This is a genomic window from Bacillus sp. NMCN1, assembly GCF_002998085.1.
GTDB lineage: Bacteria > Bacillota > Bacilli > Bacillales > Bacillaceae > Bacillus.
Genome location: NZ_PVQL01000001.1, coordinates 1,259,951 through 1,281,565 on the forward strand (window position 1 = coordinate 1,259,951; position 21,615 = coordinate 1,281,565).

At 41.7% G+C, this 21,615-nt stretch carries 24 protein-coding genes and 1 other annotated feature; of the genes, 11 read left to right on the top strand and 13 right to left on the bottom strand.

What is annotated here, in order from left to right:
* Positions 1 to 77: 77 nt before the first annotated feature.
* Positions 78 to 1,001, top strand: coding sequence for an aldo/keto reductase (locus C6W21_RS06690; protein ID WP_106050218.1), 924 nt, complete (start codon positions 78 to 80; stop codon positions 999 to 1,001).
* A gap of 349 nt (positions 1,002 to 1,350) precedes the next feature.
* Here C6W21_RS06690 and C6W21_RS06695 read toward each other — a convergent pair whose 3' ends face one another.
* Together C6W21_RS06695 and C6W21_RS06700 are read right to left on the bottom strand one after the other, a co-directional pair.
* Complete coding sequence (locus C6W21_RS06695; RefSeq protein ID WP_106049728.1) at positions 1,351 to 1,632, bottom strand: antimicrobial peptide LCI; 282 nt, start codon at positions 1,630 to 1,632, stop codon at positions 1,351 to 1,353.
* Between the two features lie 338 nt (positions 1,633 to 1,970).
* A complete protein-coding gene (locus tag C6W21_RS06700) occupies positions 1,971 to 2,195 on the bottom strand; it encodes a YqkE family protein (protein ID WP_106031036.1) in 225 nt (74 codons plus the stop codon).
* Between the two features lie 125 nt (positions 2,196 to 2,320).
* Here C6W21_RS06700 and C6W21_RS06705 point away from each other — a divergent pair, with 125 nt between their 5' ends.
* Positions 2,321 to 3,247 carry an alpha/beta hydrolase gene (locus C6W21_RS06705; RefSeq protein ID WP_106049730.1) on the top strand — a complete coding sequence of 309 codons (927 nt, stop codon included), beginning with the start codon at positions 2,321 to 2,323 and terminating at the stop codon, positions 3,245 to 3,247.
* Between the two features lie 26 nt (positions 3,248 to 3,273).
* Here C6W21_RS06705 and C6W21_RS06710 read toward each other — a convergent pair whose 3' ends face one another.
* The 3 genes from C6W21_RS06710 to C6W21_RS06720 all read right to left on the bottom strand — a co-directional run bounded on the left by C6W21_RS06710 (position 3,274) and on the right by C6W21_RS06720 (position 5,420).
* Positions 3,274 to 4,536 (bottom strand): response regulator aspartate phosphatase, encoded by a 1,263-nt coding sequence (locus tag C6W21_RS06710; protein ID WP_106049731.1) that lies wholly within the window; start codon positions 4,534 to 4,536, stop codon positions 3,274 to 3,276.
* 305 nt (positions 4,537 to 4,841) lie between these two features.
* Positions 4,842 to 5,081: a YqkC family protein gene (locus tag C6W21_RS06715; RefSeq protein ID WP_003215790.1), complete on the bottom strand. Its 240-nt coding sequence runs from the start codon at positions 5,079 to 5,081 to the stop codon at positions 4,842 to 4,844.
* A 12-nt stretch (positions 5,082 to 5,093) separates the two neighbouring features.
* Positions 5,094 to 5,420 carry an iron-sulfur cluster biosynthesis family protein gene (locus C6W21_RS06720; RefSeq protein ID WP_034319861.1) on the bottom strand — a complete coding sequence of 109 codons (327 nt, stop codon included), beginning with the start codon at positions 5,418 to 5,420 and terminating at the stop codon, positions 5,094 to 5,096.
* A 257-nt stretch (positions 5,421 to 5,677) separates the two neighbouring features.
* Here C6W21_RS06720 and exlX point away from each other — a divergent pair, with 257 nt between their 5' ends.
* A complete protein-coding gene (gene exlX / locus C6W21_RS06725; protein WP_223249567.1) occupies positions 5,678 to 6,340 on the top strand; it encodes an expansin ExlX in 663 nt (220 codons plus the stop codon).
* Between the two features lie 17 nt (positions 6,341 to 6,357).
* Here exlX and C6W21_RS06730 read toward each other — a convergent pair whose 3' ends face one another.
* Together C6W21_RS06730 and C6W21_RS06735 are read right to left on the bottom strand one after the other, a co-directional pair.
* Positions 6,358 to 7,332: a GNAT family N-acetyltransferase gene (locus C6W21_RS06730; RefSeq protein ID WP_106049733.1), complete on the bottom strand. Its 975-nt coding sequence runs from the start codon at positions 7,330 to 7,332 to the stop codon at positions 6,358 to 6,360.
* Complete coding sequence (locus C6W21_RS06735) at positions 7,329 to 7,808, bottom strand: GNAT family N-acetyltransferase (protein ID WP_106050219.1); 480 nt, start codon at positions 7,806 to 7,808, stop codon at positions 7,329 to 7,331. The genes C6W21_RS06730 and C6W21_RS06735 overlap by 4 nt, the downstream gene beginning before the upstream one ends.
* 279 nt (positions 7,809 to 8,087) lie before the next feature.
* Between C6W21_RS06735 and C6W21_RS06740 the strand changes: the two genes are divergently transcribed.
* The 4 genes from C6W21_RS06740 (at position 8,088) to C6W21_RS06755 (ending at position 11,704) form a co-directional block, all read left to right on the top strand.
* A complete protein-coding gene (locus tag C6W21_RS06740; RefSeq protein WP_106049734.1) occupies positions 8,088 to 8,537 on the top strand; it encodes a YfmQ family protein in 450 nt (149 codons plus the stop codon).
* Between the two features lie 150 nt (positions 8,538 to 8,687).
* A complete protein-coding gene (locus tag C6W21_RS06745; protein ID WP_106049735.1) occupies positions 8,688 to 9,920 on the top strand; it encodes a DNA polymerase IV in 1,233 nt (410 codons plus the stop codon).
* Positions 9,921 to 9,935: 15 nt separating this feature from the next.
* The gene (locus C6W21_RS06750; RefSeq protein ID WP_106049736.1) at positions 9,936 to 10,280 is read left to right on the top strand and encodes a YolD-like family protein; all 345 of its coding nucleotides are present in this window, start codon (positions 9,936 to 9,938) and stop codon (positions 10,278 to 10,280) included.
* Positions 10,281 to 10,468: 188 nt separating this feature from the next.
* Positions 10,469 to 11,704, top strand: coding sequence for an MDR family MFS transporter (locus C6W21_RS06755; RefSeq protein WP_106049737.1), 1,236 nt, complete (start codon positions 10,469 to 10,471; stop codon positions 11,702 to 11,704).
* A gap of 34 nt (positions 11,705 to 11,738) precedes the next feature.
* Here the strand turns inward: C6W21_RS06755 and coaA are convergent, their stop codons facing one another.
* A complete protein-coding gene (gene coaA, locus C6W21_RS06760; RefSeq protein WP_034661193.1) occupies positions 11,739 to 12,698 on the bottom strand; it encodes a type I pantothenate kinase in 960 nt (319 codons plus the stop codon).
* Positions 12,699 to 12,885: 187 nt separating this feature from the next.
* Here coaA and C6W21_RS06765 point away from each other — a divergent pair, with 187 nt between their 5' ends.
* Positions 12,886 to 14,214 (top strand): CoA-disulfide reductase, encoded by a 1,329-nt coding sequence (locus C6W21_RS06765; RefSeq protein WP_106049738.1) that lies wholly within the window; start codon positions 12,886 to 12,888, stop codon positions 14,212 to 14,214.
* A 65-nt stretch (positions 14,215 to 14,279) separates the two neighbouring features.
* Here C6W21_RS06765 and C6W21_RS06770 read toward each other — a convergent pair whose 3' ends face one another.
* Both C6W21_RS06770 and C6W21_RS06775 read right to left on the bottom strand, forming a co-directional pair.
* Positions 14,280 to 15,056, bottom strand: coding sequence for an SDR family NAD(P)-dependent oxidoreductase (locus C6W21_RS06770; protein ID WP_106049739.1), 777 nt, complete (start codon positions 15,054 to 15,056; stop codon positions 14,280 to 14,282).
* A gap of 12 nt (positions 15,057 to 15,068) precedes the next feature.
* Positions 15,069 to 16,019, bottom strand: coding sequence for an MBL fold metallo-hydrolase (locus C6W21_RS06775; RefSeq protein WP_106049740.1), 951 nt, complete (start codon positions 16,017 to 16,019; stop codon positions 15,069 to 15,071).
* 169 nt (positions 16,020 to 16,188) lie between these two features.
* Positions 16,189 to 16,400: a binding site (T-box leader), on the top strand.
* Between the two features lie 41 nt (positions 16,401 to 16,441).
* Here C6W21_RS06775 and proC point away from each other — a divergent pair.
* Positions 16,442 to 17,269 carry a pyrroline-5-carboxylate reductase gene (gene proC, locus C6W21_RS06780; RefSeq protein ID WP_106049741.1) on the top strand — a complete coding sequence of 276 codons (828 nt, stop codon included), beginning with the start codon at positions 16,442 to 16,444 and terminating at the stop codon, positions 17,267 to 17,269.
* A gap of 46 nt (positions 17,270 to 17,315) precedes the next feature.
* Here the strand turns inward: proC and C6W21_RS19195 are convergent, their stop codons facing one another.
* The 3 genes from C6W21_RS19195 to C6W21_RS06790 form a co-directional block, all read right to left on the bottom strand.
* Positions 17,316 to 17,492 carry a DinB family protein gene (locus tag C6W21_RS19195; RefSeq protein WP_223249529.1) on the bottom strand — a complete coding sequence of 59 codons (177 nt, stop codon included), beginning with the start codon at positions 17,490 to 17,492 and terminating at the stop codon, positions 17,316 to 17,318.
* Entirely contained in the window at positions 17,493 to 17,798 is a 306-nt protein-coding gene (locus C6W21_RS19200) for a DinB family protein (protein ID WP_223249530.1), read from the bottom strand.
* A gap of 126 nt (positions 17,799 to 17,924) precedes the next feature.
* Complete coding sequence (locus C6W21_RS06790) at positions 17,925 to 19,538, bottom strand: M20/M25/M40 family metallo-hydrolase (protein ID WP_106056062.1); 1,614 nt, start codon at positions 19,536 to 19,538, stop codon at positions 17,925 to 17,927.
* Positions 19,539 to 19,678: 140 nt separating this feature from the next.
* Here C6W21_RS06790 and namA point away from each other — a divergent pair, with 140 nt between their 5' ends.
* The gene (gene namA / locus C6W21_RS06795) at positions 19,679 to 20,695 is read left to right on the top strand and encodes an NADPH dehydrogenase NamA (protein ID WP_106056064.1); all 1,017 of its coding nucleotides are present in this window, start codon (positions 19,679 to 19,681) and stop codon (positions 20,693 to 20,695) included.
* Between the two features lie 119 nt (positions 20,696 to 20,814).
* A complete protein-coding gene (locus C6W21_RS06800) occupies positions 20,815 to 21,579 on the top strand; it encodes an alpha/beta fold hydrolase (RefSeq protein WP_106036845.1) in 765 nt (254 codons plus the stop codon).
* Positions 21,580 to 21,615: the final 36 nt, after the last annotated feature.

The following is a 21,615-nucleotide window of genomic DNA, read 5'->3' on the forward strand; positions in this document are numbered from 1 at the left end:
AATGCGCCACTTGAAATCACCTAGCTTGAATTCCAGATTTTTTTCACTTAATGTGAAGGGAGAGGAGTGTGATGGAATTGAAAAAAAGACGAATTGGTACATCGGATCTTTTGGTGAGCGAGGCGGCACTAGGATGTATGTCCCTTGGAACGGAAAAAGGAAAAGCGCTCTCTTTATTAGATGAGGCTATAGACCTTGGAATTAATTATTTGGATACAGCCGATTTATATGATTTTGGGAAAAATGAAGAAATTGTCGGGGAAGCCATTAAAAACAGGCGGCAAGATTTGATTTTGGCCACAAAAGGCGGCAACCGCTTTGAAAAAGGCAAATCTGGCTGGGACTGGGACCCTTCAAAGGCGTACATAAAAGAGGCCGTGAAACAAAGCCTCAAGCGGCTGCAAACAGATTATATTGATTTATACCAATTGCACGGAGGCACGATAGATGATCCTATCGATGAGACGATTGAGGCTTTTGAAGAATTAGTGGAAGAAGGCGTTATTCGCTATTATGGCATCTCTTCTATCCGTCCAAACGTCATTAAAGAATACGCCAAAAAATCGAACATCGTCAGTGTGATGATGCAATATAGTTTACTCGACCGACGTCCAGAGGAATGGTTCTCTCTGCTTGAAGAACAAGGCATTAGTGTCGTCGCAAGAGGACCTTTAGCAAAAGGACTTTTAACTGAAAAACCACTTTCGCAAGCAAGTGCATCGATTCAAAAAAACGGCTATCTTCAATATTCATTTGACAAGCTCCAGGAGGTCATTCCTTCTTTAAAGAAAGTCGCTTATGACCTATCACTCACAGAGCTGTCCATTCAATATTTGCTTAAGCATTTTGCGGTTAGTTCCGTTGTTTTTGGCGCAAGCTCGGTGGAACAGTTAAAAGAAAATGTAACAGCGGCAAATGCACGTTCTTTAAGTGACCAAGAAGTAAAAGCATTGACTTACTATACAAAACCATCTGTGTATGAGATGCACCGGTTTAAATAAGATAAAAAGAGATCACATGATGTGATCTCTCCAGCGTGTAGACAAACCCTCGCATTCGGTGTCAGTCCTGCGTGCTGGTGCTCACGAATGTCAAATTCGCTCCGCGCCAGTACTCGTCCTTCCTAGACTGCAAAGGTTTTCTATCACGCTGAAAAGAAGACAAAGGACTAAAATAAAGATCATTTTAGCCCTTTGTCAACAATCTGAAGAGATCACATGATGTGATCTCTCGTGATTGTAGAGAAACTCATGTTTTTCTACAATTTTTTTATTTTATCGTATGTATGATGAATGAATTCTTTTCATATTCAACAGGCAAAAGCAAGGAGGGGCTAAAAGCCCCGTTGTCTTATCTTGCACTTTCGTAATATGCATAATTTCCAGATTTGCCTTTAAGATAAAATGTCGTACCAAAACGACTGAAACTATTTGCAAAAGAACCATTATCCGAATACATACACAATCGATTACTTGCGCCTTTAAAAGGAGTTACAGAACAATCTACAATTGAAGTAGTCTTTGTACGCACATCCGCATTCGTTAAATCATTTGTAGCAAGAGCTTGTCCAGAAACAGGTAAAAGCAATCCTAAAGATAAAGCAACTCCAGTCATTGTTCTTCTCAATTTCATGTGAATCATCTCCATTTCCAAATTTTTCAATGCATCTTTATTATAAGAAGAATGATCCTCTTTTAAAAGGGTCTTAAATACTATATTTGTAATAAAAAGGAATTTAAATAATTCAATACTCCCGTTTCTTCTATTTTCATCATGTATAAAATAGGTGATGGGATTTAGTTTTTAAATCGAAGCTGAAATGAAATGAAATGAAATGAAATGAAATGAAATGAAATTCGAAGGAGTCAAAAGAGTCTGCTCTCAAAGCACTATGTTTTGAACAAGTTCATTTCTGTTGCTCAATCTCAATGATGATATGAAAAAAAGGAAGCATCAGAGCTCCCTTTTTTTTAGCTTTTATATTTTCTCCAGTCCAAATGACTTTCATCTAGCAACTCGGAGAAGCTTTTATTTTTTTCTTTTTCTTTCTGCTGCCGAAGGAGGTCTTGTCGTTTTTGTTCTTCTCTTTTTTCTGTCTCGGCGGCAAGGTTCTGCTTCATTTGAAGAAGCTGCTGTTTTAGATCCTCGTTTATGCCGTCCTTTAATTTCGCTTGATCTTGATTGGTCTTTTTCATTGTGCCTCTCTCCTTTTGCCCCTAAGTGTATCATCCGTTTTATTTGCTGAGCAAGAGTCACGCTAATCTCCCAACATGTGGTATGATCTTCATAGGGAAAACCTCGGAAAGGAAGAATCAGCTAGATGAAGAAATGGATCGCTATACTTGCCTTGATATTATGTCCGCTCGCTGCAATCGGCATTTTTTTCACCAATAAAATGATGTATATCCGAAAATTAACAGATGAAGAGCTCATCAAACGAGAATCAGATGAAGGGCATTATCATCACGAAGAATTTCAACAGCTTAAAAAAGAGAAAGTGTGTATTCCTTCAGCATTTGGTTATGATCTTCATGGCTATTTTGTGCCGCATCCACATACAACACGCACCATTGTACTTTGTCATGGCGTCACAGTCAGTTTGATTAATTCCGTTAAGTATATGAAATTATTCCAAAAGCTCGGATGGAATGTGATGCTTTATGATCATAGAAGACATGGAATGAGCGGTGGAAAAACCACGAGTTATGGATACTACGAAAAAGAAGATTTAGCGCAGGTCGTGAAGTGGCTCAGACAAAGACTCGGGGAAAATGCCATTATCGGCATACATGGAGAATCAATGGGTGCAGTCACGACTTTGTTATATGCTGCAAAGCCGGAAGCAAGCGCCAATTTTTACATAGCTGACTGTCCTTTTGCTTCTTTTGAGGATCAGCTTCTCTATCGATTAAAAACAGATTTTCGTCTTTCAGGGCAATGGATTCTTCCACTAAGTGATCGAGTGTTAAAATGGCGGGATGGATACAGCATTCGGCAAGTTTCACCGCTGGATGTGATCTCTCAGGTGAAAGAACCTGTGCTTTTTATCCATAGTCTTCATGACGACTATATCCCATGCGAGCAGAGTCAGCTGCTATATGCTCAAAAAAAGGGTGATAAACAGCTATTTATAGCGCCACACGGGGCACATGCGATGTCTTTTAGTAAAAATAAGGAAGCTTATGAACAAGAAATTCAAGCATTTCTTCAACAATTTAAATCGAATGAAGATAAAAGAGGAGAATGAACAGCGGTTCGTCTCCTCTTTTTGAGCTAACTTATGCGATAGTCACCACTGTTGTATGGTGTCTGCCCGCCAGCTCCATATGGCTCTCTTCCGATTGCTGCTGACTCATGACCGATAATCCTGCAGTTGCTGCCAATAAAAGAACTATCAAACTCGTTTTCATATAAATGACCCCCATTTTGAATTTTTGATATGGCTTGAATCTTCCTTTCGTAAAACCGTGTCGATGCCTCATACAGTCCAAGCTCATTGTAATAATGAGCCGCATCAAGTGCCAATTCCTCAATATCTGGGTATAAGCGCTTGTCCTCGAGCAGGTCTAATGTATCGTCTATGATCGTTATTTCTGCATCAACGTATAATGCTTTTAAGAACTGAAATTTGCAGATGTAAATTTCATCTTCTAATTCACAGGCTTTCATAATACCTTGTTGATAGAGGGTTAACGACTCTTCTATTTGTTTTTGTTTAAACAGGATTTGGGTCAGCATAAATAGTGGGTCTAGAGAGCGATTAAGATGGGTTAAATTCTCCTTTTCAAACACTTCAAGAGAGTCTTTCAGATAACGGCTTGCTTCCGCAAGATCGTTCATTTGGTAATAACAGTTACCTAAGTTGAAAAGGGCCGAACCTATGACTCGAGGGTTTCCAATTGAGCGTGCTCGATTTAGAGCATTTTTAAAGTAGGGCAATGCATGTTCATAGCATTTCAAATCATCATAGTTTGCACCGATGACAAATTCACAGTGGATGATTCTCAGCGTGTACGTTCTGTAGGCAGAGTACGTATCTAACGCTTGCAAGGCATAGTGCATCGAAAAGTGGGTTTGTTTCATGTGGTAGTATATTTCTGCTAATTTAAAATAAAATTCTGCTCTTTCTATATCATCTGATATGAGATTGAGCTTTTTTTCTGCTGAACGGTAATAAGCAATGGCACTTAAATAGTTTTGCTGTTCAAATTCAAACATTCCTGTGAAAAAATGAACATAGTATTCAAGCATATCCGTTAATTTCGTTTGCGAATGTTCGATCGTTTCTAGCAGGTTCTTAATTTCTTCATCATTCGAGGCTTTCTTTGCCGGTTCAAAATATTCAAGCATCACCTTATGGCGAAAATCCATCAGCTGGTAAAACAGCAGCAAGTTTTGATCCTGCTCCATCTCCAGAATTTCCTGCTCGATCTCGGCCTTCAGCTTCTCTGCTTTCATGACATGAAAACCGCAAATCTGCCTATACCATTCGTTTATTTTGATTCCAACCTGAGGCGATGACAGCTTGAGCTTCAATTCACTTTAGCACCTCCCTTCTCATATACGATACATGTTGTATTCTATCATATTTCCTCGAATGGAAGAAATATGAAATGTCATTTTTCGCAAAGTTTTCGGTATCCCGCAATAAACGCTTCCATTGCCTATTTTTCGGCATTTATATCCACGATTTTTTCATTTCTATTTTTCTCATTTTGTCGAATTGGTTGTTATAAAACGGTTTTTTTGCGTTTCAAAAGATCATTTTTCAGATTAGACATCCCAGCTGTTTGATGAGATGATGAAGGCACGAAAAAAACCCTTTTGTCAAAAAAGGGCTTTTATAATACATCTGTTACCTGTTCCATATTCTCTTTGATCCAATTGACAGCTAATTCGAGCGTTGGAAATTCTTCCGTTTCAAATGTGACTTCATCTTGAAGAAGCCAAACGTCCTTTTTCACCGAATCCATTCCACCTATTGACCAGTGCAAAAGGGTATAGGGATGATTGTTATTTAAAAACGACACCCATGTTTTATTTTGTGCCGTGTTTTGTATCACTCTAAGCTTCTGATCCACTACGTTTCCACCTTACTTTACAAGTATGCCCATTCTTGGACTGAGTATTTGCTGAGGACTTTTCAGCATCAATGTATTGGCTTTTTCATTAAAATCAATGGTCATTTCCTCATCAAAGAATACCTTCTGTGCAATGTGTATATATAGTTTTAAATGCTGGCTATTATTCAGTTGTTCCCATTCACCTGTTCTTTCACTTGTTAACCAAAGCATTGGTACGCCACTCACTGCACAGCCACAACCTTCTGAATCGTAGCGAAGCAGTAATTCCTTAGTTTCGTTTCCTGTTTGCTGTTTTTCTATATATGTTTTAGCCAGTTCTGTGATGTGAATATACATGGCGAACATCCTTTTTAAATTGATGCTTACATTGTAACACATAAAACACCATAAAACATGACACACGACTAAATCCGAAAGTCATATTCTTTGAAATACACGCTCTTCTCACTAGGATTATATCTATCTATTGGCTCTTTTCGCTTCTTGTTTTTTAGAATTATACTTATGACGCTACCAATTTTAAAAGAATAAACAGGAGGTTTTAGATCGTGAAAAAAAGATTATCTCTCTGCTTCATCGGGGCACTGATATTTATGTTGAGTTTCGCTGTTCCAAACATGAAAGCGGCATCTGTCCTTGATGAAGTACGAGAAAGCTATGCGACTTATACGGGATCTGGTTACTCAGGGGGCGCTGCATTATTAGATCCTATTCCATCTGACATGAAAATTACGGCTTTAAATCCTCATGACTATAACTATAAAGGGGTAAATGCGGCACTTGCAGGTGCTTACCTTGAAGTAAAGGGTCCAAAAGGAAAAACCGTTGTGTATGTAACCGATAAATATCCAGAAGGAGCAAAAGGAGCTCTTGATCTTTCTCCTAATGCCTTTGCCAAAATCGGTAATATGGCAGATGGAAAAATCCCAATTAGTTGGAAAATTGTAAAAGCACCGATTAGCGGAAATGTAGCTTACAGAATAAAAGAAGGCAGCAGTGAGTGGTGGGCTGCGATTCAAGTGCGCAATCATAAATATCCGATTATGAAAATGGAATATTACAAAGATGGACAATGGGTGAACATGGAAAAGACAGACTACAACCATTTCCTTGGATTTAATATGGGGTCTAAATCTCTTCCTGTTCGAATCACAGATATCCGCGGGGTCATCGTAAAGGATAAATTACCCGCTCTTCCATCTACTGCTGCTTCACAGGCCTATACTGTAAAAGGCAATGTTCAGCTTCCTAATTAACGAGGAAAAGAGGTAGCTTATTTAAGAGCTTCCTCTCTTCCTTCTCTATCCCAACGATATGCCTCATTTTCTATTTCTTTTATGATTTCATTCTTTCCTGCCATATAGCTTTGTATATCTTCCCGATACTGATTTGCTAATTGTTCCTTGACAGACGCATACGCTACAGCTCGTTCTGGATGGGCCCTTAAGTAATCTCGAAACAATAAATGCCTTTTCACATCAGGATGATTTCTCTCATAAACATGGACATGATGCGTACGATTCAAGCCACCCTTTTGAAAAAAACGTCTCCCTTTTATGCCATTTTCACCGAGCGCTTGATATCCAAGATGTTCAAAGCTCTCTCTTTTTCTATCGATCTCTTTTATATGACTTACTTCTATTAAGATATCAATAATTGGTTTGGCAACAAGTCCTTCAACTGACGTACTACCAATATGATGTCCTTCTATCCAGCTCTTTTGAATGATTTGCTTGAGTCGCTGCTTTTCTTGATGGAATTCTTCATGCCATTCTTTTTTGAATTCGACAACCTCAACCTTTCGCCTCGGTGTCCATTTCATTTTTGATAAGGTGAGCTCTTTCGCAACATGAATCACATCTGTTTCAAGAAATCCTAACTTTTCGTATAGCCTTTTTGCAGGGGTGTTTTTTTGCCCTGTGGTCAGTTCTATAGGGACATTTTTCTCCATAATTGTGGACATAAGTCTTGTTCCAATACCCTGCTTTAGCGCTTTTGGATGTACAGCCAATCGACTAATGATCAAATAATCTTTCTGCTCTTCATAAGAGGCAACACCTAGTAAGATTCCCTTTTGCTCAAAACCAATAAATTGCTCTTTTGCTTTCATTACATCTTGAATGGTCTCTTTTAATGGTGGGAGATCGGCATAGCCAATTTGTTCAGCTTCTTGTTGGTATGCAGCTAGTTGAATATGTAAGATCTGCTTTGCTACATCTCCTATTGTTTGATTCAAATTGACAATCATGACATCGCCTCTAATTTTTTCACAAATAAAACACGGTCTTCATTTATTCCATCATATTCTGAAAACACGGAGATTCCTTCTACAGTTTTGTCCCCTTTTTCAATTTGAAAGCCCAATTTTGCATGATAGGCAATTGATACTTTATTTACAGGTGCTGTGACAGCTTTAATCGTTGTTCTTCCTTCCTTTTCAGCCGCTTCATAAAACGCTTGATAGAGAATTTTGCCGATCTTTAATTTCCGGTGATCTGGATGTACCCCAACAAAGTGAATATACGCTTCATCTGAATGGGATTGCGATAAAAAACCGACTAAAAAGCCAATCAATTCACCTTTTTCAACGACGACAAAACTTGTTTGCTGAAAATGTTCAAAAAATAGCTTTGGCAATTTTGCGCCTAAATCTCTGCCTCCCCACCAGCTTTGGATGACGGATGTGACGGCGTAAAAATCTGACGGCTTCACTTGACGTATCATGATGACCTCGCCCCTTTTCATTTTTGGCTTACCGCTCTCTTTTTTTGCAAAAAACTGTTGTTTCAATAGTCTAACTGTCCGGTCAATTGTTTGTAAAGATCGCGTGTCCGCCTTTTTTCGTTTCAGCTTTGTTGGTTCTTCGTTCTTTGACCGTCATCTCCTTTTAAATCTTCACACTTATTTCAAAAAGTTCACTTTTTGTGCGAAAGTTTCATTCTTTTGGTATGTTAAGATGGTTCATATAGGAAATGTAACAAATGTTTATTGGAGATGATGATATTGGTTTGGATTGTTACTTCACTTGTTGTGTTTAGTCTTTTAAAGCTTCTTGTCACTTCGCTGCCTTCTGGTGTTGTGGAACGCCTTTTTAGCCGTTATGCGGTGCATGCAAAAGTAACAAGTGATCAAACAACCATAATGTTTGAAGATCGTCCGCTCGATGATCAGCAAACATCTGAAATTATTCAACATTTTAATGATGCGATCTTTATTGAACGCTATTATATTTATCCTGGTGATGAAGAGCGTTTTCTTCATCCTCAGGAAGGGTCGGCGCCGCTTACTATGCAAACAAAGCTTGGCAAGCATGATGTGACCCTTTATCTGTATCATTACGATGACCACGTGGATGTCGTGAGGCAGTTTACACATAAGCCGAAGAAAAAACTGACGGCCTATCGTTTGCGTTCTGAGCCGCTCCAAACATCCCACAACTTGGCACATGCTTAAAATATGTTGCATCAAATGAGACGAAGTGGAAGACACTTCGTCTTTTTTTGTATGGATTTATACTCTTTTCTTTGAATGATTTACCAGTATCAATTTCGCCTCCTGACGGTTAAAATAGAAACAGAACATACGTTCTAAGAGGTGAAAATAATGAATGAACGAGCGATTCTGCTTGTGGATATGCAGTCATTTTATGCGTCAGTCGAAAAAGTGGAGGCTCCTCATTTGGAGAATGTGCCGCTCATTGTCTCAGGAGATCCAGAGCGGCGAAGCGGGGTCGTACTTGCAGCCTGCCCGCTCGCTAAAAAACGGGGCGTACAAAATGCATCAAGATTATGGGAAGCGCAGAAGAAATGCCCCGAAGCTGTCGTCGTACGCCCCCGTATGCAGCGTTATCTTGATGTTTCTGTCATGATAACAGAGCTGCTTGAACAATACACAGATCTTGTCGAACCGTATTCAATTGATGAACAATTTCTCGATATTACAGGCAGTCTGACACTACTCGGTTCTCCCCTCAAGATCGCTCAAAATATACAAACAACCATTATGAACCAGACGGGCATTTACGCACGTGTTGGCATCGGTCCTAATAAAGTGCTTGCTAAAATGGCCTGTGACCATTTTGCTAAAAAAAACACATCTGGCATCTATGAACTTCGTACAGACAGTGTTGCCGCTGATTTATGGCCGCTTCCGATTGGACAATTATTTGGCGTCGGCAAACGAATGGAGCACCATTTAAAACGAATGGGCATCAGTACCATTGGGACGCTTGCTACTTATCCGTTAGACCGGCTTAAAAAACGCTGGGGAATCAACGGGGAGCTTTTGCAGCGAACAGCTTTAGGGCACGATCCCTCTCCGGTCACCATTCACACACATGATCAGCAAAAAGCGGTTGGACATCATATGACTCTTCCCCATGATTATGCGTCTTTTGAGGATATCAAAGTCGCTCTTCTTGAATTGAGTGAAGAAGTGGCAAGACGTGCACGCTTTAAGCATTATCTTGGGCAAACAGTGTCTGTTGGCGTGAGAGGCGCTGATTTTTCTCATCCGACTGGATTTCATAGACAAATCAAGCTTCATTCACCTACACAGTACGGGACAGATATTGCAGACGCAGCCATTCAGCTATGCAAGCAGCACTGGGATGGCCAGCCCATTCGCAGTGTGGGTATTACTCTCTCACAGCTGCAGTCTGACAGCCAATATCAGCTGACTTTATTTGATCACCATGTTCAAAAAGACAAACTCAGCAAAGTATTTGATGCGATCCACATGAAGTATGGACCTGCTGCCCTGCTGCACGCTTCGTCACTGACAAGCGCAGGGCAGGCGTATCACCGCGCCGAAAAAATTGGCGGACATTACAAATAACGGAGGCGAACAGCCATGAATCCCAATAAATTAACACCTGGATACAACCTCATGTGGGAATCAAGCCGAATGATGCTTCCAGAGCACCGGGAGCAGCTGCTTGCTCAAAAACGGAAGAAAAAAGAATACACCCCTCCCCCGCTGAGCACCGATCAGCTAGAGGAAATGAATTTTTTGATCACTCAGTCGATTACCGAGGATCAAGCGATTTGCGTGACATATGCCGCAGCAGGTAGGAAAGAGCAGTTTTGGGGCTGGGTAAAAGCCATTCATTATGAAACGCAGCGCATAAAAATCGTCAATGACGAAGATGTTCTCAACCTGTCCTTGCAGCAAATCGTCGCGATCGACCTTGATTAAATTGTCGTCACATGACCACGCGAATCAGTGACATAGAAGCACTGGGAGCAAAAAGCAAACCTCAAAATGGTGAGCCAATCATGCTTCTCTGCCATATGGCGGATGTCTCCTCCAGCAAATTGTGTATTTAATTTGCACAATTTTTCATGTATGATTGGAACATCTTACAAACTCAGGGGAGAAACAGCATGAAAAATAACTTGCGTACGTTACATCCGCTTAGTTGGACGATCATCATCGGCACCATATTTGGCCGAATGGCGACGTCCATGAGCATTCCTTTTTTGGCCGTTTATTTGACACAAGTCAAAGGCGCCTCAGCGTCTTCTGCTGGATTAATCATTGCCGTTAGCTCTCTGATTGGGATCGTTGCGAGTTTTTACGGCGGCTATATTTCTGATCGAATCGGCAGAAAAAAGGTAATGCTTCTATCGATCTTCGGTTGGTCACTTGTCTTTGTCGGCTTTGCATTTGCAGATGCCATTTGGGTCTTCTTTATCATGAACGCTTTAAACGGGCTGTGCCGGGCACTGTTTGAACCAACATCTAAGGCTCTCTTATCTGATGTCACCCCGTCAAGTATTCGGTTGTTTGTGTTTAATTTACGGTATACAGCCATTAACATAGGGGTAATCTTCGGTCCGCTGCTTGGCTTATATCTCGGGTCATCGAAAACGACCTTTCCATTTCTCGTCGCTGCCTTCATTTACTTGTTATACGGATTAACGCTGGCCTGGCAATTTCAGAAACATCCAGTTGCTGCTCCAGAAAACACGAAACAAATTGGTGTCAAAAAAGCCCTTTCCATTATCCAAAAAGATACGGTCTTTAGCATTATTCTCATCGGCGTTACCTTATGTTCATTCGGGTATTCGCATTTGAGCTCAACGCTGCCTCAATATTTATCCGCTTCACCTATGATTGAGGATGGTCCGAAACTGTTTGGATACCTTTTATCTTTAAATGCAGTTGTTGTCATTGTCGTACAATATCCGCTCATCATGATCGCCAAGCGCTACTCCACCATATTGTCGCTCACCACTGGGAATATTCTTCTTGCCGGCAGTTTGTTTGCCATTGCTTTTTCACAGAGTCTCGGCATGCTTGCTTTCATCATTGTCGTGTTTACAATTGGAGAGGTTCTGCTGTTTGCGATGATGGATCTTTTTGTAGACAATGTGGCAAAGCCAGAAGTAAAGGGATCGTACTTTGGTGCAATGGGATTTTCTCAACTCGGCAGCGTCATCGGACCATTTGTTGGCGGACTGTGCATTGACTATTTTGGCGCAGCCCATCCCTTCTCCATTTTTTCAGTCTTATCGATCATCACCATCGCAGGTGTCCCGTTCTTACTCATTGGATACTACCGCCTGAAAAAGCGATCCGCAGCTGCCATCGCTGTGAAAGTCAGTGGAGATCATTAAAAAACCGCTCTCGTTTTTTTTGAGCGGTTTTTCTTTATACTCGGCGGATAGCAATCTCTTCCACCTTATGCTGATCACCTTTTTTCAAAATGAGATCAGCTCGATATTTTGTCGGTAAAATATTTTGATATAAATTAGGGCGATTGACGGTATTCCAAATCGTGCTTGCCATGTGATCTGCCTCTTCATCCGTCAAATCTTTGTATTGATGAAAGAAGGATTCAGGGTCTTGGAAAGCTGTTTCCCTTAGCAAACGGAACCGTTCTTTATACCATGATTGAATTTGCGTTTCAGCAGCATCTACATAAATCGAAAAATCAAAGAAATCTGATACAAACACACGCGGTTCATCCTTCAGATCATCCAGCGCTGGGGATTGCAGCACATTGATTCCTTCAATGATGACAATATCGGCATCCTCCACTGTTTCATACACCCCTTCAAGCCGGTCATAGGTCAGATGCGAATATACCGGGGCATGCACAGTTTGTTTGCCCGATTTTAATTCGTTTAAAAAAGACAACAAGGCTTTGACATCATAGCTTTCCGGGAATCCTTTCTTTTCCATGAGTCCTCGATCCTTTAATTCTTTTTGAGGATACAAAAAGCCATCCGTTGTCACAAGACTCACTTTCAGCCCATCTCCAAGCCTCGATAAAAGCGTTTCAATGATACGAGCCGTTGTGCTTTTCCCGACAGCCACACTCCCAGCAATCCCAATTAAAAAAGGGATTTTCGCATGATGCGGGTAGTTTAAAAAGGCATTCACATGCTGATTTTTTTGTTTTTCTGCAAAGACATGCAATGTCAGAAAACGAATAAGTGGTATGTAAATATCTTGAACTTCTTCAAGCGATAAATAATCATTTAATCCTTGAAGTGCTCTCGCTTCCTCTTCTGAAACAGATACCGGCATATATTCTCCAAGAGCAGACCAAGCCTCTCTTGTATGACGTGTATATAAAGTATTAAAATCTAGTCGCGTGTCACTCAAAGTCTTTCCCACCAATCTTCACTAAACTCGTAACCAAAAAGACGATAATCCGATTGTAGCTTAAAATGAAGGCGCTGTCTTTATTTTTCAACTAAAGTTTGCTTCTTTTGCGAAAAAAAGCATTAAAAAAAGGAAAATGAGGGTAAATAAGAGTATTCAGTTCGATAGATAGAAGGGAGCACATCAAATGAAATATGTGATGATTGGTGGAGATGCAGCAGGAATGAGCTGTGCTATGCAAATATATAGAGAGGATCCAGAGGCACACATTGTCGCTTTTGAAAAAGGAGAGATTTTCTCATATGGACAGTGCGGCCTCCCCTACTTGATCGGCGGTCTCATTGATCATCACAGCAAGCTGATTGCACGCAGCGCTGAAACGTTTCGCGACAAATATGGAATTGATGCTAGATGCTTACACGAAGTGACCTCCATTGACCCAAAGCAAAAAACGGTGTCAGGTCATCATACGAAAACAAAAGAACCATTTACCGAAAGCTATGACCGCCTCTTAATTGCGACAGGAGCAAGCCCCGTCACACTGAATTTAAACAATCAGCCGCTAGAAGGCGTACACGTATTAAAAACCATTCCACAAGCGCTGTCCATTTTAGACCATTTAAAACAAAACATCACACATGTCACCATCATTGGCGGTGGATATATTGGCTTAGAAATGGCTGAGAATTTAAAAGCGCTGGGGAAAAAAGTACATATCATTCAGCGGGGTTCAACACTTGGTCCGGGCTTTGACCCCGATATGGCAAAGCACCTGAAAGAGGAGGCGGATGCCCAAGGCATTCACGTGACGCTCGGGGAAACCGTGCAGACATTAGAGGGCGAGTCACATGTCACAGCTGTTCAAACAGACAAACAAACCATAAAAACGGATATGGTCATCATGGCCATCGGCGTCACTCCGCAAACATCCTTTTTAGACAAAACAGGAATCAAGCGTCTTCCAAATGGCGCCATTGTTGTAAACGGATACATGCAAACCAATGTAAAAGACATCTATGCTGCCGGGGATTGCGCAGCAACTTATCACCGCATCAAACAATCACTCGATTATATTCCGCTCGGCACAACGGCGAATAAACAAGGAAGAATCGCTGGTTTTCATATGACGGGAACAAACCGGGCGTTTCAAGGCGTGACTGGAACAGCAGTCATGAAATTTATGAGCATGACAGCGGGACGAACGGGCTTATCAGAAAAGGAAGCACAAGCAGCTGACATTCCTTTTTCCACCATCACCATTGACAGTTCGGATCACGCTGGATATTATCCAGATGCGCAGAAAATGAAAGTCAAACTGATTTACAGAAGTGATGACTACACCTTGCTCGGTGCCCAAATCATCGGAAGAAACGGTGTAGATAAACGGATCGATGTGATGGCAACTGCCCTTTACCAACAGCTGACCATAACAGATCTTGAAGATTTAGATATTAGCTATGCACCACCATTTAACAGTGTGTGGGACCCGCTTCAGCAAGCGGCAAGAAGGAGATAAAAAGACGGTCACAATGGCGTCTCACCTCAAAAAAAGAAACCAGTTCACGACCGGTTTCTTTTTTGTTATTTTTTCATCATCGCTTTGCGTGCTGCTTTTTCAAATAAAAACGGGAATAATTGATACAATTTACTGCCAGCATTCATCCATCCGGGCAGATTAATCTCTCTTTTTTTCGTCATCATGGCGGATACGACCTTCCCAGCTACCTTGTCCGCACTAAGCATCATGAATTCAACATTCTTCACATATTCACCGCTGCGATCGGCGATGGTAAAGAAGTCAGTGGCAATCGGTCCTGGATTCACCGTGGTGACGTGAATGCCGAGGTCTGCCAGCTCCATTCTGAGGCTGTTCGAAAATCCAAGGACGGCATGCTTTGATGCCGAATAAATGGCTGATTTCGGGGTGGCAATCTTTCCTGCCTGGGAGGCAATATTGATAATATGTCCATGTCCTCTTTGTTTCATCTCTGGAATGACCCTTTTCGTGCAGGCGATTAAACCAAACACGTTCACTTCAAACATCGACACCATTTCCTCAATGGACGCATCTTCAACGAGATCAAACGCACCAAAACCGGCATTGTTAACCAAAATATCAACAGCCCCCACTTCTTGATATGCGCGATCAATGTCCTCAAGGTGGCTGACATCTAGCTCCACGATGTGGCACACCCCGCCAGCATTCATAATTTTTTCTTTTACACCCGTCAGCTTTTCAATTCGTCTTGCTGAAATAATGATCTCTGCGCCTTCTTTTGCTGCACAGTACGCCATTTTTTCACCAATACCCCCAGATGCACCTGTAATCCATATTCTCTTTCCTGTTAATCGCCCCATGCGTTTCACTCCTTAGTTTGCCCTGTAATAGAGAATTTCGTCTTTTTGCACTTCTTCAATTTGCCCAGCTTTTAAGAGGACATCCAGTTGCCCAACTGTCTCCGACATCGTTAAAAATAAGGCCTCTTCATACAGCACTGGAAATAGCTTGCGGCACAGATGAAAGGCAGTCATTTCTTTTCGTTTGAGCAGCTGATACATCGTATTTGCCCGTTTTTCTTGTTTCTTAAATCTTTCTTCGATCAATTCATGATGAGACATGATGAGCTCACCGTGTCCTGGATAAATCGTCTTAATTGGCAGACGCAATAATCGATTGAGTGATGCTTTATATTGAAGCAGCGATTTTTGGCGTTCCTCCCCTTCAAATGGCGCTTCCATTAACGGGTTTGAGGAAATCGTCGTCAAAAGCAGGTCTCCACCAATGAAACGGCCCGTTGTTTCATCTAGAAAGGAAAGATGAGATTGTGCATGTCCCGGTGTTTCCATCACAAAGAAGTGTTCATGCCCGTTCAACCGATCGCCTTCTTTGATGACGTCATCTACATGTGCAGTACAAGAATATGTATAAGATTGCTTCACGATTCTTTCACACTCACCTTGACGAAGCGGCACACCTAACTGCTGAAAAAAGCGTTCCATAAAAGCAATTTGACGCTCTTTAAACACAGGGTCCTGGCTAATATACGGCTCATTTAACTCATGTCCGATCACACGGACATGAGGTTTCATCAGATTTAAAAGACCGACATGATCTGCATGATGATGGGTCAACACCACTTGATCAATATCGTCTATCGATAAACGATGCTCCTGTAATTGCGCGACAAAGGCGTGCTCCGCCTCTTCTGTCATCGGCCCGCAGTCCACTAAGGTCACGGCTTCTCCTTTTAATATATATGCATGTACATCCCCGACAGCAAACGGTGTAGGGATGGATAATTGAATGATGTCTTCTTTCACTTTTATATGTCATCTCCTGCTTTTTGACTCATGGTTCATTGTAACTCAGTCTTCTTTATTCATTGTATCTTGCAAAGGGCAGACTGTCATGCGGTTTAGGTGGTCAATTTTTTTATCTGTCCCTATTGACACAAACTTGTCCATCGTTGCATAATGAACAACAAATATAAGATGCGCGATGACAAGGATTAGTAAGCAAAATAATGATGCAAGAGAGTGAGGTCCGCCGGCTGTAAGACCTCACCATCCTCTTATTTGCTGAACCTGCCCTTTGAGCTGTTAGGCAAACCTAAACGTTTCCCGCGTTAAGGGACTAGAGCTGAGTATGCATATCTGCATGCTAATTGAGGGTGGTACCGCGAAAAACCTTTCGTCCTTTTCAGGCGAGAGGTTTTTTTATTTTCTACAAGGAGGAGCAGCTTATGAGTAAAATTGGATTTATTGGTGCAGGCTCGATGGCAGAGTCGATGATTAAAGGTTTATTAAAAAGCGGCATCATGTCAAATGAAGATATTATTGTCACAAACAAAACGAATGAAAAACGATTAGAAGAATTAAAGGTGCGTTATGGGGTCAAAACGGATTTCTCACGTACTTTTATTTATGAAGAAGCAGATATTCTCGTATTTGCTTTAAAACCGAAAGATGCGGAAAGCGGGATATCTGAGGTGCGGCCTCATTTACATGGGCAGCTGATCATTTCGATTTTAGCAGGTATCTCCATTGAAACGATTCAACACTATGCTGGCGAGAAAACTGCGGTGGTTCGTGCAATGCCAAATACATCAGCGGCGATTCAGCAATCAGCAACAGGCATTGCCGCAAGTCATGAAGTGACAGAGGATCAAAAGAAAAAAGCAATCGAGCTGTTTGAAACGATTGGTCATGTGACGGTATTGGATGAATCACAGCTGAATGCTGTTACAGCTATTGCAGGAAGCGGCCCTGCCTTTATTTATCATTTCATTGAAGGAATGGAGCGAGGCGCCTCGGAACTTGGGATGGACCAAGCAACAGCGAAGCTGCTCATCTGCCAAATGATTGCAGGCGCCGCCAACATGCTGCAAGGCAGCGGTAAAGAACCTGCCGAATTGCGCAAAGAAATCACAAGTGAAGGCGGAACGACAGAAGCCGGCCTGAACACACTTGCTGCCTATCAATTTGAAGAAGCCGTTGTCGATTGTGTCAAAACTGCAACAAAACGCGCAGCAGAATTAAACGAAATGTTTTCAGCAAGCACATATAAATGATAGAGAAAAGCACCTGTTTTGATGACAGGTACTTTTTTACATACTGCTAACGTTCACTCTTTGACATAATAGCTTTGATTTGATCCAGATGATGTTGTTCATGTAACGCGATCGTTTCAGCTAATATTTGCACTGTCATCACCCCTTCTTCAGGATGCAGCCCTGATTGCTCCCATGTATCCTTTTCTAATAGATGAAGTGTCTTGCTTCTTCTCTCTTTCAATCATTTAATCAGTGCTTTGATCTCCTGTACGTTAAATCTTTCGTAAGCTCTTTCCTTCACATACATTTCAGGATCATACGATTGAAAAGGCGTATGGTCATTTGATATCGCCTGCTCTATCCGCTCTGACCAGACTTCTTCTGTATCATACAAATGCCCTGCAATTTGCTTGATAGACCACTTGTCCTCTCCCAAAGATTGATCTAGTATGTGCTCATCACATGTCTCCACTAGCTTTTCTAGTTCACGGATACTTTCCTGAAGCGATGTAGTAATTTCTGCTTTTGTTAATTTTCCAGTTTCCATTTCATCCTCACAATCTCCCTTCAAATAAATGTAAGTCTTATTCTTTATCATACTCTATCTAAGTCGATGGATCGTCTATTTAAAAATAAAAGCCCTATCATCACGATAGGGCTCTTCATCATATACTTACTTTTTCTCTAACAAAGCATGAATCGCTGATTCTAGTAATTCTGGCAAAATGCCGAATGAGAACGGGATGTGCAGCCGCTCTGTCCATTTGTGCGGGTCCTTTCCTAATGGCCCCACGTTGATAACTGGAACGTAAAGTGCTCCCTTTTCTCCTTCCGGTAAAGAATAGCCTTTTTGATAAAGCGGCATATTGGTCGTGTAATGACCTACTTCCTGTTTTTCGAGCTGTAAGTAACTTAAATCAGACAATCCAGGGAAATATTTCACTTCTTCTATTTCAAGTCCATAACTCTTTTTTGCCTCTATTTGAATCCTCTTTAAGGTTGCTTGGATATGCGGATCTTCCGTTGAAGAAACCGCAGGATAAAATGGCGGACTATAAAATAGAACAATCAGCGGCCCTTCTTCCTTACAAAGCGTCGTCAGCTCAGAGATGATTTTGGTTGAAAAATCACGATCTCCAAGCTCACCTCGATTGGCGAACGCATAGTTAACAATGCGTTCAACCTCCTGTTTACCTGAGCGTTCTGCAGCTTTTTGATACAGCTCATGATACGTGAGAACCGTGATCCTCGTATCAATCGGTGTAAAAGGTTTAAAGCGCTGAAATTCAGCTGTTTTTTGTTTTAAATCGGCTTCGATTTGGTCTGCTGCTTGTTTCGCAGTGTCATAAAGAAGCCCGTGCAGTTCTTCACTTGAACGATTCATCATCAGCACATTAAATAATGAAACAGCTGTGTGAGGTGTTTGAACGGAATAGGCTTCTTTTAAGTCCTTTTGCATCAAGTTGGTGGGCGGCGGCGTTATTTCACCGTCTACTTCCTCACAATAATCACTATTCAGCTCTAACAGCCGGTTTAATTCAGATACCATAAAACTCGCATTTAAGCCTGAGAATGGCTCTCCTACATGTGTTTCAATTCCTTTGCAGAAAAATCCGGCCAGCACCTTCCCTATACTGCCTGTATACATATATTTGTGTTCATCACCTGGATATTTTTCAAACATGGGCTCACTGTTTAAGCACGCGGTATAGTCAAGGTCATGCTTTTCCTTAAGCTCCTTTAGTTTCGGAACAGCTTCAAGCATTCCTTGAGAATTCACTTCTTCATCAGGGACTGTGACGAGCAGGACATTTCCATGAAAGGTTTCTGTCATCGCTCTTTCCAGCATAGAAAGCTGTACAGTAAGACCTGCTTTCATATCCATGGCACCTCTTCCAAACAACCAGTCACCTGAAGCTAGATCTTCTCTTGCTCTTTTTGGGAGAAGCGCACTTTTTTGAGAAAATGACGCCATTAACTCTTCTGGCTTGCATGCCATGTTTTGAAATTCACCGTAATCTTCTGTATCGACGACATCGAAATGACTAAGCAGCAAAACGGTACGTGGCAGCGTGCTGCGCTTTACAAGCGCCGTTAAATAATACCGGCCATCTTTCATCGGATGCAAAGCCAAATGATCAGGGTTCTGCTTGAAATAAGGCCGCTCCCTCAACAAATAATATAAATATTCAGCTAACGCAACTTCTCCAGTTGTACCCGATATGCTTTCATACTGCAAAAGAGCGGTGAGCAGTCCCTTTAGTTCACTCTCTGTTTGCCATTTCATCCCTTTTCCCCCTTTGTTATCTCTATCTCTCCATTATACAAAAACGCGTATAAAAGCTATATTCTTTGAGCACCTTTTATGACGAAAGTTTGAATGGCTGTTATAATCGGCTATACAATTCCATGAGGAGGCGAAGGTATTTGGAAACAAAACTCTTTTCACCTTGGACATTAAAAGGTGTTACACTGAAAAACCGCATCGTGATGTCCCCGATGTGTATGTATTCATCCTATGACCATGATGGGAAATTACAGCCTTTCCACTTTACACATTATATTTCCCGTGCCCAAGGTCAGGCTGGCCTGATCATGGTGGAGGCAAGTGCTGTTTCTCCCGAGGGAAGAATTAGTGATCAAGACCTCGGTATTTGGAGTGATGAGCACATTGAAGGATTTGCTTCATTAAACGAACAAATCAAAGCATACGGAACCAAGACAGCTATCCAGCTAGCTCATGCAGGGCGTAAGGCTGAACTAGGTGGTGACATCCTGGCACCATCAAGCATTCCATTTGATGAACAGTCTAAAACCCCTGCCCAGATGTCTATCGATCAAATCAAAGATACCGTTCAGGCGTTTCAGGATGCAGCTGTCCGAGCAAAAAAGGCCGGCTTTGACATCATTGAAATTCATGGGGCGCATGGCTATTTGATCAATGAATTTCTTTCACCGCTGGCAAATCATCGAACAGATGACTATGGCGGTTCACCAGAGAACCGTTATCGTTTCTTAAGAGAAGTCATCGATGCAGTCAATGAAGTATGGGACGGACCATTATTTGTCCGTGTGTCTGCTTCTGATTACACGACAAAAGGACTTGATATTGCAGATTACATTGGCATTGCTACATGGCTGAAGGAACAAGGTGTCGACTTAATCGATGTCAGCTCAGGCGCTGTCGTACAGGCGAAAATCAACACATTCCCTGGCTACCAAGTGACCTTCGCAGAAAAAATAAAAGAAGGTGCCGGTATTCAAACAGGGGCAGTCGGTCTGATCACATCTGGTGTACAGGCAGAGGAAATTTTACGAAATCAGCGTGCAGACTTAATCTTTATAGGCAGAGAATTTTTACGGGATCCATACTTTCCAAAAACAGCTGCTCAAGAACTTCGTACATCTATCGAAGGCCCGCGTCAATATGACCGCGCTTGGTAAAAGCTCATAGAAAAAAGGTGTCTATTTTTTGAAATAGGCATCTTTTTTGTTTTTAAGAGAAACATATCAGCCTTTTGTGCCGTCTTTTAGCTAAAGAACCACTTAGAGGAGATGGAGGAATGAACTCGGCAATGATTGAAAGAATGTATCATATAGATGGACATCATTTTTATACAAAACATCGTCAAGGCAAAAGGCAAGCCACCATTATCTTTGAAGCAGGCTACGGCATTTCGGGTGATACGTGGTCGAATATGGTCCGCGATATTGATCCTGAGCTTGGGGTTTTCTTATACGATCGATTAGGAAATGGAAAGAGCAGTGACAGCAGTGAAGGAAGAACATTGCATGATCTTGCAGATGATTTAGATGCGCTGCTAGAAGAAGCCAATATTCAGCCGCCCTTTCTCATTGTGGCTCACTCATTTGGCTCTCTTGTCAGCCGGTTATGGGCAAGTCGCAGAGGAGATGACGTCATTGGCATGGTGATGTTAGACCCAGCAAGTGAGGAGCAAGAACAGGTCATCCTGCCGCTTTTATCAAAGGAAGAACGCACCTCATATATGGCGCAATTCACAGCAGAATGTACGCATGAGGACTTTCAGCAAATGCTAAGTACAATGAAAGAGGAGCAAACCCATTATGGGATGATGCCGCTCCTTGTCATTTCATCAGGTAAGAGCCGATTGTTTCATCCAGCGCATGAAGCTTGGCTCAGACTTCATAAACGGATGCTGTCTTTGTCATCCCAAAGCGGATGGATTCAGGCGCAGAACAGCTCGCACTATATTCATCATGATGAACCGCATATTGTGCAGCTTGCGATCTATGATGTATGGTGCGCAGCCAAACAACCTGTTTCCTATTATCAAACAGCCAATTAAAAACAAAAACTCCTTATCAGTCAAGGAGTTTTCTTT